10 protein-coding genes are annotated in these 11,196 nt (G+C 59.7%); 3 read left to right on the top strand and 7 right to left on the bottom strand.

Annotation, left to right across the window (positions count from 1 at the left end; all coding sequences use genetic code 11):
* Positions 1–209: 209 nt before the first annotated feature.
* The 5 genes from CJF39_RS17715 to CJF39_RS17695 form a co-directional block, all read right to left on the bottom strand.
* Positions 210–611 carry a hypothetical protein gene (locus CJF39_RS17715; protein WP_094994609.1) on the bottom strand — a complete coding sequence of 134 codons (402 nt, stop codon included), beginning with the start codon at positions 609–611 and terminating at the stop codon, positions 210–212.
* 56 nt (positions 612–667) lie between these two features.
* The gene (locus CJF39_RS17710; RefSeq protein ID WP_094994608.1) at positions 668–1,303 is read right to left on the bottom strand and encodes a TetR/AcrR family transcriptional regulator; all 636 of its coding nucleotides are present in this window, start codon (positions 1,301–1,303) and stop codon (positions 668–670) included.
* A 5-nt stretch (positions 1,304–1,308) separates the two neighbouring features.
* A complete protein-coding gene (locus CJF39_RS17705; RefSeq protein WP_094994607.1) occupies positions 1,309–3,723 on the bottom strand; it encodes a membrane-bound PQQ-dependent dehydrogenase, glucose/quinate/shikimate family in 2,415 nt (804 codons plus the stop codon).
* A gap of 140 nt (positions 3,724–3,863) precedes the next feature.
* Entirely contained in the window at positions 3,864–4,334 is a 471-nt protein-coding gene (locus CJF39_RS17700) for a GNAT family N-acetyltransferase (protein WP_094994606.1), read from the bottom strand.
* A 20-nt stretch (positions 4,335–4,354) separates the two neighbouring features.
* A complete protein-coding gene (locus CJF39_RS17695) occupies positions 4,355–5,320 on the bottom strand; it encodes a threonine dehydratase (protein ID WP_094994605.1) in 966 nt (321 codons plus the stop codon).
* 86 nt (positions 5,321–5,406) lie between these two features.
* On the opposite strand from CJF39_RS17695, the gene CJF39_RS17690 reads away from it, so the two are divergent.
* Together CJF39_RS17690 and CJF39_RS17685 are read left to right on the top strand one after the other, a co-directional pair.
* Positions 5,407–6,774: a PLP-dependent aminotransferase family protein gene (locus tag CJF39_RS17690; protein WP_094994604.1), complete on the top strand. Its 1,368-nt coding sequence runs from the start codon at positions 5,407–5,409 to the stop codon at positions 6,772–6,774.
* The gene (locus CJF39_RS17685) at positions 6,759–6,983 is read left to right on the top strand and encodes a hypothetical protein (protein WP_094994603.1); all 225 of its coding nucleotides are present in this window, start codon (positions 6,759–6,761) and stop codon (positions 6,981–6,983) included. Before CJF39_RS17690 ends, CJF39_RS17685 begins: the two co-directional genes overlap by 16 nt.
* 5 nt (positions 6,984–6,988) lie before the next feature.
* On the opposite strand, the gene CJF39_RS17680 is transcribed toward CJF39_RS17685, so the two are convergent.
* Both CJF39_RS17680 and CJF39_RS17675 read right to left on the bottom strand, forming a co-directional pair.
* Positions 6,989–8,098 carry a DUF1615 domain-containing protein gene (locus CJF39_RS17680; RefSeq protein ID WP_141232202.1) on the bottom strand — a complete coding sequence of 370 codons (1,110 nt, stop codon included), beginning with the start codon at positions 8,096–8,098 and terminating at the stop codon, positions 6,989–6,991.
* 43 nt (positions 8,099–8,141) lie between these two features.
* Positions 8,142–8,483 (bottom strand): FKBP-type peptidyl-prolyl cis-trans isomerase, encoded by a 342-nt coding sequence (locus tag CJF39_RS17675; protein WP_094994602.1) that lies wholly within the window; start codon positions 8,481–8,483, stop codon positions 8,142–8,144.
* Between the two features lie 355 nt (positions 8,484–8,838).
* Here CJF39_RS17675 and CJF39_RS17670 point away from each other — a divergent pair, with 355 nt between their 5' ends.
* On the top strand, positions 8,839–11,097 hold the full coding sequence (locus CJF39_RS17670; RefSeq protein ID WP_094994601.1) for a FepA family TonB-dependent siderophore receptor: 2,259 nt from the start codon (positions 8,839–8,841) through the stop codon (positions 11,095–11,097).
* Positions 11,098–11,196: the final 99 nt, after the last annotated feature.

The following is an 11,196-nucleotide window of genomic DNA, read 5'->3' as shown; positions in this document are numbered from 1 at the left end:
CTTCAGGTACAGGCTGGGGGGCCGCGGCGGGCGTGGGGGTATCAAGGCCGAGCGCTCTGCGCATTTCGTCCTCGGTGAATCCGGTGCTCATGGTGTGACTCTATTGATGTGAAACACGGGCTTATATTTCAGGCCTCTGGTCAAGGCAAGCGAATTCTTCAGGTAATTTCAAAAAATCGGGATTTGGGCGCCGGGTATCGCATTCCGATTCAGGTATCGCGCAACAGGTCGTGGCCGTCGAGCAGGCGATAGGCAATTTCTGGACGTTTCTCCAGCGCTCGCCGTATGGCGGCGGGAATTGCCTGACGGGTTTTGCGGCACAGGCCAGGCTGATCGGCCAAGCGGATGGCAATACCGCGCATGGTGCGCACTTCATTAAAACCCGGCTCTATGTCGAGCCGGATGCCCAGTTGCTCGTGCATGCGCCGTTGCAAGTGTTGAAGCTCGTTGAGGTCTTGAATGTTTTCCAGCCGTTGCAGCAGCTCTTTTTCAGCCTGACGGGTTAATTTGAAAATCCGCAGGTCGGCATCGGCGCGGGCCAGCAAAGTGTCACGCTCGCAGATGCAAACGCCGGGCGGGCAGGCAGGTCGGATGGGTACGGATGGGGTCATGGGCTAGAGCATAGCCAGATTGCCCGCAATTTGCCGCCGTGCCCGCCGCGCAGTGTTCAAGCGGTTTGCAGGCGCCGCATTACCAGGCCAATCAGCTCCTGAATCATGGGCTGGAATGCGTTGGCGGTACACGTTTGGCCCAGCATCACGGTGCGGGTCGTCAGGTGAGAGAACAAGGCATCGAACAAGATGGCGGGCAATTCGCTGGTAGATGCGTCGGTGGCGATCACCCCCCTTTGGCGCTGCTCTTCGAGCAGGTTGGCGATCAACTGGTGCCAAAATTTGGGGCCGTGCTCGTACCAGGTTTGCCCCACTTGCGAGACATGGGCCGAGCCATTGACCACCAGACGGTAGAAGCTGACATGACGAGGGCTGGTGACCACTGCCACCAACTGTTCAAGGATCATTTCCAGACCGCGCGTCAACTCGACACCCGAGGTGTCGAGTTGCTTGAGGTCCATGATGAAGTCTTCGCACAGGTACTCGACCACGGCCACCAGCAGCTCTTGCTTGCTGCCGAAATACCGGTAAATCGTGGCCTTCGAGCCGCCTGCAGCGGCGACGATGGCGTCCATGCTGAGGCCATCGTAGCCCTGCTGCAAAAACAGTTCGCTTGCCGTGATCAGCAGGTTGCGCCGTCGGTCCTCACTCCGGGTCGGGGTTGAAGTCGGGGAACGGTGCACCTGCGGCATGGGAACTACTCTTTGTCGGGAAGCGCGTACGCTATCACGTAATCCCCGCGATCTGGAGACTGACGCGCGCCACCTGCGACGATCACCACATATTGACGCCCGGTCTCAGGTGAGCGATAGGTCATCGGCGTGGCTTGGCCTCCCACCGGCAAGCGGCCCTTCCACAGCTCTTTGCCGGTGGCCATGTCCATGGCACGCAGGTAGTAATCCTGTGTACCGGCGTAGAACACGATTCCGGAGCCCGTGATGGCGCCGCCCCCCAAGGTCGGCATGCCCAGTGGAATCGGCAAGTTGGCGCGCACACCATGGATGACCGCGTCTTCAACGGTACCGGCCGGGCGCTCCCAGACCTGTTTGCGTGTCTTCAGGTCTACCGCAGCAAACACGCCCCACGGCGGGCTCTGGCACGGAATACCCAAGGGCGAGTTGAAGCTTTTGTGGTCAATCACGAACGGCGTGCCGTCCATGGGGTAGGTGCTGCCGACGCCATGTCCGGATTTGAGGTGGGAGAGGTCGACACCTTCACGCGGCACCAGTTTGACCACCTGCGGGATGCGAATGTCATTGACGAACAGGTAACCGTTTTTCTCGTCAATCGCCGCGCCGCCCCAGTTAAAGCCCCCGTAGTAGCCTGGGTAGATCAATGTGTCTTCGGTGCTCGGTGCGGTGAACTCGCCGTGGTAGTTGAGCTTCTTGAAGTCGATGCGGCACATCAATTGATCGAAGAAGGTCGCGCCCCACATGTCTTTCTCGGTCAGCGGTGCTGCGCCGAAGGTGGGCATGCCGACTGAGTAAGGTTGGGTTTTGGCAACCCAGTCGCCAGCCGCATGGTCCTGTGGCACCGCTTTTTCGATGACCTCGGCAATCGGCTGACCCGTGCGGCGGTCGAGCATGAAAATCTGCCCGCGCTTGGTCAGTTGGATCAGCGCCGGAATCTTGCCGCCTTTACCGTCCGGTACGTCATACAGGGCCGGTTGGGCCGCTAGGTCATAGTCCCAGATGTCGTGATGCGCGGTCTGGAACGTCCAGCGTTCGCGGCCGGTGGCCATGTCCAGCGCAACCACGGCAGACGAGTATTTCTCGGTCAATTCGGGGCGTGCGCCGCCCCAGAAATCCGGTTGCTGGTTACCCGTGGGCAGGTACACCAGACCCAGTTCGTCATCGAATGCCGGGCTGGACCACATGTTTGGTGTGCTGCGGGTGTAGGTTTGACCTTCAGGCGGCAATTTGGTGATGGCCGGATTGCCCAGGTCCCAGGCCCAGACCAGTTCACCCGTGTCGGCACTGAACGCCCGAACCACGCCGGACGGTTCATCGGTCGAACGCCCGTCAAAGACCCAGCCGCCCAAGATAATCAGGTTGCGCGAAACGGTCGGGGCTGAGGTGTAGGCGTAATACGGCACGTTTTCCATGACCTTGCCCAAGCCCTGGGTCAGGTCCACGGCGCCTTTGTCACCAAAGGCCTCGCACGGTTTACCGGTTTGGGCATCGATTTCCAGCAACTGGGCATCCATGGTCACTTGCACAATGCGCCTGGCACATACGCCGTCTTGCGGGGGAGCAGCGGGCTTCAGGTCGGCAAACACCAACGGGTGTTCAACCTTGGCAGGCTCGTAATAGCTCACGCCCCGGCAGCGGTTCCAGGTTTTGATGTTGTGCGGCTTGGGGTCGAACATCCAGCGTTGTTCACCGGAATCCGCATCCAGCGCGATGACTTTGCTGGTAGGTGTGCAGGTGTAGACGGTGTTGCCGACCTGGATCGGCGTGTTCTGGTATTCAGACGCGCCTTCGGCGACTTCACCGGTGCGATAGGTCCACGCCACTTGCAACTGATCGACATTGTCTTTGGTGATCTGATTCAGTGCCGTGTAGCGGGTGCCCGCCGGGTTGCTACCGTAGTGGCTCCAGTCCACGACACGTTCTTGCGGGGTGTCAGCAGCCAGTTGGGCAACCGGTAGCGGCGTGCCTTCGATCACACCGTGCGGGGTGAAGAGGGCATTGGCACCCACGGCCAGCAAGGCGGCAAACACTGCACTGGCGCTATAGCTGGCAGCACGCTGGCGACCCTGTGTGAGCCAGGGGTGCAGCAAACACGCCAACAGACCCATGACCAAGAACGGCGCCAGCCGCGGCACCATCGCCCAGAACGTGAAGCCGACTTCCCACAGTGACCAGATAACGGTGGCGACAAACACAATGGCCATGACCGCAGTGGCGGCGGGTTTGCGGCGGATATACAGCACACCCGATCCAAGCATGCCGAGCCCGGCGAGCAGGTAGTACCAGGACCCTCCCAGTGCCATCAGTCGCGTCCCTGCAACTGCCAGAAACAGCCCGCTGAGGGCCAGCAACAGTCCGAAGATGCCCAGTATCAGGTGTCTTCCTTTAGAGGCAGGCGCCTCTTGTTTAGCGTTTTTCATTACGGTGATCCCGGCAACCGGCAGCCAAGGCCTTAGAAGCGCTGCGGGTTTAGGTTTTAGAATGGTACTGTACAGTACAGTTTTTATTCTGAGCCTGTTTCCGGCACAAATAAAGACAATTTGTCGCAGGGGATGAAATTTTAGTTAACCGGTGATGACTCGTTCAGCGGCAGGTTCATGACGATGGTGCGTTCTTCGCCATGGTACTGGTCGCGCACTTTTTCAAAGCCCAGCCGGGAATAGAACGACTCGGCCGTGACCGAGGCCGGGACCTGCAATGCGCTCAGGTGTGCCGCGCGCGCCAGCGCAACGAGCTGCGCCATTAATGCTTGTCCTACGCCGCGTCCTTGCCAGTCGGGGTCCACAAATACACTTCGCACCACGGCGCCATCCAGGCTGGCGGTGCCGATCAGTTGCTGTTCGGCATGGGCGACGTACACCTGGCGCTGTTGCATGAGCTGAAGAATTGAGGGCGGGGCGAAGTGCTGCTCCACCTGCGCGATGACCTGCGGCGAGTAATCACCGGCGTTGGAAACACGCAACGTCGTGATAATCAGTTGGCTGATGGCGGGTGCCTCTGCGGGGGTGGCGCGTCGAATCGTGCAAGTCATGGCGCTTCCTTGTTGTGACCTCAGTCGTCGAACCCTTCGGCCAGAATGCCGGCATACAGCTGCCGATCAATATTGGCACCGCTCAAAATCACCGCCACTCGGCGTCCCTGCTGCTGGGGCTGTTCCTGGATCAAACCGGCCAGCGCCGCAGCGCCTGCACCTTCGGCGGTGTTGTGCGTGGTTTCATGATAGACCCGCATGGCGTGGGCAATTTCACGGTCTGAGACCCGAATCACTCGCGCAGCGCCCTGCGCAATCATGGCCAGCGCTTGCGGCATAGGCTGGCGGCAGGCCAGGCCGTCGGCGAAGGTATGGGCGGTTTCTGTGCTCACTACGCGACCTTGCTCAAGACTCTGGGCAAACGCATCGGCATGCCGCGACACAACGCCCACGATTTCGGTCTTGAGGCCCAGCAGGTCGCGGGCCTGGATCAACCCGCAAATACCCGAACCCATGCCAATAGGCACATACACCGTGTGCAAGTCGCTCACTGCTTCAAACAGTTCCAGTGCATAGGTGGCGACCCCGCGGATCAGGTCAGGATGGAACGCGGGCACCAGATGATGCCCATGGGATTGTGCAAGCAGGGCTGCTTCGGCTCGGGCCTCGTCAAAGTCGTTGCCAAACTCGATCACATGCGCCCCCAGTGCCCGCATCGCAGCGTTTTTTTCGGACGAATTACCGACCGGCACCACAATGCTGATCGCCAGCCCCATGCGGCGCGCAGCCAGTGCCAGGCTTTGCCCGTGGTTACCGCGCGTGGCGGTCACCAGGCCTCGCGTGTGGGGTTCGCGCTGGATCAAGCCTTGGACGTAGATCAACCCGCCGCGCACTTTGAAAGCGCCGGTCGGGGTGTGATTTTCATGTTTGACCCACACCTGCGCGCCCAAGCGCTCGGCCAATAAAGGCCACGCCAGTTGTGGCGTGGGTGCCAGGGTCTGGTGGATATCGTGGGCGGCGAGACGCAGGCTATTCAAGTCAAACATTGGAGGTACCGTGATCGAGGGTTTGACTCGATTCTAAGCACGGCACATTGTATGGGCCGATTCTTATATTGCATGGCCAACAATAAATGTGGATGCCGACCCTCAACCAGACACAAGAGCCGCGCTATTTGGCGTTGGTCGATGCAATCACCCGTGCCATTGCCTGTGGTGAGTTGCAACCCGGCGAACGCTTGCCGCCACAGCGCCGTCTGGCCTGGGCGTTGGGCTGGAACCCGAGCACCACGATGCAAGCCTATCGCGAGGCGGCGCGTCGGCATCTGGTGTCGGGAGAAGTGGGGCGCGGCACTTACGTACTGGCCAGCAGTCAGGAGGCCACATTATTCAAGCTGCAACAGGTTGAGGATCTGCCCTCGCGCCTTGACCTGCGAACCAACCTGCCTGCCATCGACCTGCACACCGAGCGCGACGCGCAGGCGCTGAGCTGGTTGCTTGACACCCGACAGGCCAGTCGCCTGCAACACTATGTCAGTGCGGCCGACTTGCTGCAGGCCAGGGCGCAAGGTGCAGCCTGGTTGCGCGGGCGGGGGCTGGAACTGCCGGTCGATCACATCATGTTGTGTACCGGCGCGCAGCAGGGGTTATTCACCGTGCTGTTGTCACTGTGTCAGGCAGGTGAACCGGTGTTGGTTGAAGCGTTGACCGCCCCCGGCATCAAGGCCGCCTGTGCGCAACTGCGGCTGCCCCTGCACGGCGTCGCACTGGACGAACAAGGCATCATGCCGGACGATTTCGACCGCATGATTCGCGCCACGGGGGCGCACATTGCAGTGCTCACACCCACTTTGCAGAACCCGACGTCAGCGGTCATGAGTGTGGAACGCAAGCAGATCATTGCGCAGATTGCCCGGCGCCATGGCGTGCAAGTGATCGAAGATGATGTCTATGGCGCCCTGACCGACAGCCCGCCGCTGTGCCAGTTCTTGCCCGAGCTTGGCGTGCTGATCACCAGCCTGTCCAAAACGGTCGGCGCGGGTTTGCGACTGGGCTGGATCGCGGCCCGCCCACAGGTACTGGCGCGCATTGACCCCCATGCCCAGGCGGCACATTGGGGGCTTTCACCCCTGACGCTGGCGATTGCCTGCCACTGGATCGGTGAAGGCATTGCCCGAGAGCGCCTCGACTGGCAAATCCGGGAGGTTGGACATCGTTGGCGGATGGCAAAACACCTCATGGGGCGAGGGATGTACCAGACGCACATGGCCTCGCCGCATATTTGGTTACAAGCCCCCGCCGAGGCAGAACCGCTGGTGCAGACGTTTCGCATGGCGGGGATTGAGGTGGTGCCTTCACAGGTATTTACGGTTAAATCAGCGCCCTTGAACGCAGTGCGAATCAGCCTGAGCGCAGCCCCCAGCATTCAGCAGTTGAGTGTCGCGCTGCAGCGTTTACCTCCTGACATCCCGTATATGAGAACCCCATGCGCAGAGAAATAGGCTATTGGCACCGCGAGGGTCGAGAACTGTTTTATTACCTGGAATTCAAGCCCGAGACCGCCGAGTTTTACTTGACCTGTGAACACACCCCCGACGTAGGCGAGGGCAGCGTACGATCGGTGTTGCTCAGCGAAGCGCGGGGCGAACGCTATTACGAGGATGCGCTGTTGATCATCAAGGAAGAACTGTTCAAACAGTACACAGTGTAAGGGGGCTATCGGATCGGCACCGAGCCCGCGCGATTCATGCAGCGTTGACGCCGTTCATCCACGCGTTGGGCAAACCAGGCGGTGGTCAGGTTGCGCGTGATTTTCGGACTTTTAAGGGTGATGCCCGGTAACACGGCACGGGGCAACGGTTTGCCTTGTTGGCGATCGGCCAGCGCGAACACCTTACGGTAGAGTTCGGTCTCATCGAAGGCCAGGCTGTCGCCTTTTTCGAGCTGACGCCGAATGGCGTTGTCACTCATGCCCAGTAGTTTGCCCAGCGCTCGCACGGCACGCTCGGTAGAGCCTACTGCGTAAGAACCGGGAATGGTCAAGTCGCCATCCAGTGCCAGCGGGATACCGGAAACCTGATTCACCGCGTTCTGAAAAGCCGCGTTGCGACTGGCGTACCAGCCCGCGTTGAAGTCAGCAAAACGGTACAGCGACTGTGAGTAATCTGCCGGGTAGCCCAACAAATGAGCGATACCGAAATACATGCCCCCGCGCCGGGTAAACACTTCCTGTCGGATCGAGTGAGCCACCTCGTAGGGATAATCCTTCGCCCGTTGTTCGGCAAACGCGATGCTCACTTGCATCGGGCCGCCAGTGTGTACCGGGTTCAGGCTGCCAAACAGCGTTTTGCCCATGGGCACCATGCCGATAAAGTCATCGAAAATGGCACTTAACTGGCCTTCGGTGCGGGCTGCGTCCAGACGTTGGTTATAGGTTTTGCCGGTCGGCGATGTGAGGTTCAGCGCGCTGCGTACCAAGAATTCCGGGATATGCAACTTGCTGGCACGACGGTTGATTTCAGTGCGGGCAATTTTTGCGAGCCCCGGCACGGGCGGGTCTGCTTGAAATGTGGACTCCTGCTCGGTGACGGCCAGTACCGAGCAGAGGTTCTCGTCGGACGCAGGGAGATCCTGCGCCACCAAAGCGACCTGAATATCAGCGGCCCAACCCTGACGATCAGACACCGTGGCCGGCAACAGTTGCACGATCCGCGCACGGGTTTGCTCAGGCGTCAGCACCGGGCCAGTACGGGTGTCCTGGCTGCTACAACCGCCGAGTACGGCCACGGACACACACGAGAAAACAAACAGGCTAAAACGGTTCACTGACAGGCAACTCCCGGAAAATCCTCAAAATGCACTGATGCGCTCAATCGTCTCGCGTCAGCACCTGCAGCAGTTCGATCTCAAAGGTGAGGTCAGAGTTCGGCGTGATGTGCGCGCCCATGCTTCTTTCACCATAGGCCAGATGCGCGGGCACCTGCAGCTTGCGTTTGCCACCGACCTGCATCCCCATCAGGCCAATATCCCAGCCTTTGATCACCCGGCCAGTGCCGATCACGCACTGGAACGGCTTGCCGCGCTCATGGGAAGAGTCAAACACCGTGCCATCTTTAAGCCAGCCGGTGTAGTGGGTGGTAATCAGGGCGCCTTTGACTGCGGCCTTACCGTCGCCGGTTTGCAGGTCCGTGATGAGGAGTTCAGGGTTCATTGATGGTTCTCAAGAAGTGTCTTGGGGAGCTTTTTTTTTAAAAGCCAATCTTCTACACAAAAAGTAACAAATTTAAGAAAAGCTGCTGTAGAGCCTTCTGGGCGCTGGTTTTCTCAGGGTTGCCGGGGTTTGGCAACCTTTTTCGCGCGTGAAAAAGCTGAAAAAAACGCGGGATACGGAACTGATTAATGAGGTTTATTGTCCGTTGCGCTTTACTCTCATTTGAGAGTGATTATTATTGCGACCCTTGCAGTGCCATGGCGCGCAAGCGTTGCAGGGTCCTTTGGAGCCCGGCGCAGACGCTTGCAGTCGTGCGCCTGCTGAGCACACTCCATTGTTAAGGGATCAACTGGACATGTCGTCTCGATTCAAACGCAGTCAGATTTCGCTCGCCTTTATTGCTGCACTGGCTTCACCCACGTTGCTGGCCGATACGCTGGAACGTGAGCGTGACGAGGTTCCCGTTCAAGGCGCGGACCTGCCGGTCGACGGCACCTCGCAGGCACTGGAGCTTGAAGAAACCCGCGTTCTGGGCACCGCCGCGCAGGAACTCAAGCAAGCGCCGGGGGTTTCGATCATCACCGCTGAAGACATCAAAAAACGTCCACCGGCCAACGACCTGTCAGAAATCATGCGCCGCGAACCAGGAGTCAACCTGACGGGTAACAGCACCAGTGGCAGCCGGGGCAACAATCGCCAGATCGACCTGCGGGGCATGGGCCCGGAGAACACCCTGATCCTGATCGACGGCAAGCCTTCGTCCTCGCGCAACGCTGTGCGTTATGGCTGGAGCGGCGACCGCGATACCCGGGGCGAAACCAACTGGGTGCCTGCCGAAGAGGTCGAACGCATCGAGATCCTGCGCGGCCCCGCCGCCGCTCGCTATGGCTCGGGGGCCATGGGCGGGGTGGTGAACATCATCACCAAACGGCCGAGCGACACACTCAAAGGTTCGTTGACTGCCTACTACCTGGCACCGGAAGACGACGCCGAAGGCATCAGCAAGCGCACCAACTTCAACCTCAGCGGGCCGATCACTGACGACCTGGTGTTTCGCGTGTACGGCGGTGCGAATAAAACCGACGCTGACGACGCGGGCATCAACACGGCCGAGCAGGCGTCGCCGGACAGCGTAGTGGCGGGCCGTGAAGGCGTGCGCAACAAAGACATCAACGGCTTGCTCAGCTGGCAGTTCACCCCGGAGCAATCGCTGGACCTCGAAGCCAGTTACAGCCGTCAGGGCAACATCTTTGCTGGCGACACCATGCTCAACAGCGGCGGCGATTTCGTAAACAGTCTGACCGGCAAGGAAACCAGCGTTCTGCAACGCAGCACCTTCTCGGCGACCCACAATGGCTCGTTCGACTGGGGCTCGACCAAGGCGTCGCTGAGCCATGACCTGACCCGCAACGCACGCCTGAACGAGGGCCTTGCCGGTTACGGCGAAGGAGCCCCTTCGCAAAGTGCGGGGCGCTTCGAATCGCGCTTGCGCAATACCCGCGCCACCGGCGAAGTGAACCTGCCGCTCAATGCATGGACCGAGCAAGTGCTGACACTGGGCGGCGAATACTTGTACGAATCCCTGAATGACCCGGGTTCGTTGCGTCCACAGAGCTGGGATCCGGGTTCAGACGGTACACCGGGCATCCCGGGTCAGGACCGCACGCAAACCAAGTCCACGGCCAACAGCTACGCGTTTTATGTGGAAGACAACATCGAAGCGGGTGCCAAAACCATCATCACGCCGGGGGTGCGTTTCGATCATCACAACGCGTTCGGCGGCAACTGGAGCCCGAGCCTGAACGCGTCGCATCAAATCACCGATGAACTGAGCGTCAAAGGTGGCATCGCCCGTGCCTACAAAACCCCTAACCTTTACCAGTCCAACCCCAACTACCTGCTGTACAGCCGCGGCGCAGGTTGCAGCTCGGTTGAAGTGAACATCGGCGGTTGCTACCTCGTCGGTAACCCGGACCTCAAACCCGAAATCAGCGTCAACAAAGAGATTGGTCTGGCGTTTGATAAAGGGACATGGCGCACCAGCGGTACGTATTTCCGCAACGATTATCAGAACAAGATCAACGCCAGTAACGAAGCCGCCTACCGCTTGCCCAATGGCCGACGTGTCTACCAGTGGGATAACAGCGGCAAAGCCATCGTGCAGGGGATCGAGGGCAACCTGTTCGTGACCCTGCGCGACGATCTGGACTGGAACACCAACCTGACCTACATGATCGAGAGCAAAGACAAGGAAACCGGCGATCCACTGAGCATCATTCCCAAGTACACGGTCAACACCACCCTGGACTGGTACGCCACCGAGAAACTGTCGTTCCAGGTCAGCGGGACTTACTACGGCAAGCAAGAAGCGCCAAAACGTAATAACCGTGCCAACGAAGAGCTCGATAAGTCGGTGCAGCAATCCGTAGACCCGTATGGTCTGGTGGGCCTGAGCGGCGGTTACGAGTTCAACAAAAACCTCAGCGTGCGACTCGGCATCAACAACCTGTTCGACAAGCAACTGTACCGCAAGGGCAATTCGGACGAAGCGGGAGCGCAAACCTACAACGAAGCGGGCCGCGCCTACTTCGCCTCGGTGACCACCTCGTTCTGATGACCTGAGTGACTGTGCATTGCCACCCCGGCAATGCCGGTCTTTACAGGCGCGACACCCGTATCCACGGGCGCCGCGCCGTTGTTGCATCTGGCACTG

It is taken from the genome of Pseudomonas lundensis (assembly GCF_002269125.1).
Taxonomy (GTDB): Bacteria; Pseudomonadota; Gammaproteobacteria; order Pseudomonadales; family Pseudomonadaceae; genus Aquipseudomonas; species Aquipseudomonas lundensis_A.
This window is presented reverse-complemented; position numbering and strand designations above follow the sequence as displayed.

Bases quoted from the DNA above. Each gene is read 5' to 3' on its own strand.
- CJF39_RS17710 (WP_094994608.1), bottom strand. From the start codon at position 1,303: ATGCCGCAGGTGCACCGTTCCCCGACTTCAACCCCGACCCGGAGTGAG.
- CJF39_RS17690 (WP_094994604.1), top strand. From the start codon at position 5,407: ATGTGGATGCCGACCCTCAACCAGACACAAGAGCCGCGCTATTTGGCG.
- CJF39_RS17705 (WP_094994607.1), bottom strand. From the start codon at position 3,723: ATGAAAAACGCTAAACAAGAGGCGCCTGCCTCTAAAGGAAGACACCTG.
- CJF39_RS17675 (WP_094994602.1), bottom strand. From the start codon at position 8,483: ATGAACCCTGAACTCCTCATCACGGACCTGCAAACCGGCGACGGTAAG.
- CJF39_RS17700 (WP_094994606.1), bottom strand. From the start codon at position 4,334: ATGACTTGCACGATTCGACGCGCCACCCCCGCAGAGGCACCCGCCATC.
- CJF39_RS17685 (WP_094994603.1), top strand. From the start codon at position 6,759: ATGCGCAGAGAAATAGGCTATTGGCACCGCGAGGGTCGAGAACTGTTT.
- CJF39_RS17695 (WP_094994605.1), bottom strand. From the start codon at position 5,320: ATGTTTGACTTGAATAGCCTGCGTCTCGCCGCCCACGATATCCACCAG.
- CJF39_RS17670 (WP_094994601.1), top strand. From the start codon at position 8,839: ATGTCGTCTCGATTCAAACGCAGTCAGATTTCGCTCGCCTTTATTGCT.
- CJF39_RS17715 (WP_094994609.1), bottom strand. From the start codon at position 611: ATGACCCCATCCGTACCCATCCGACCTGCCTGCCCGCCCGGCGTTTGC.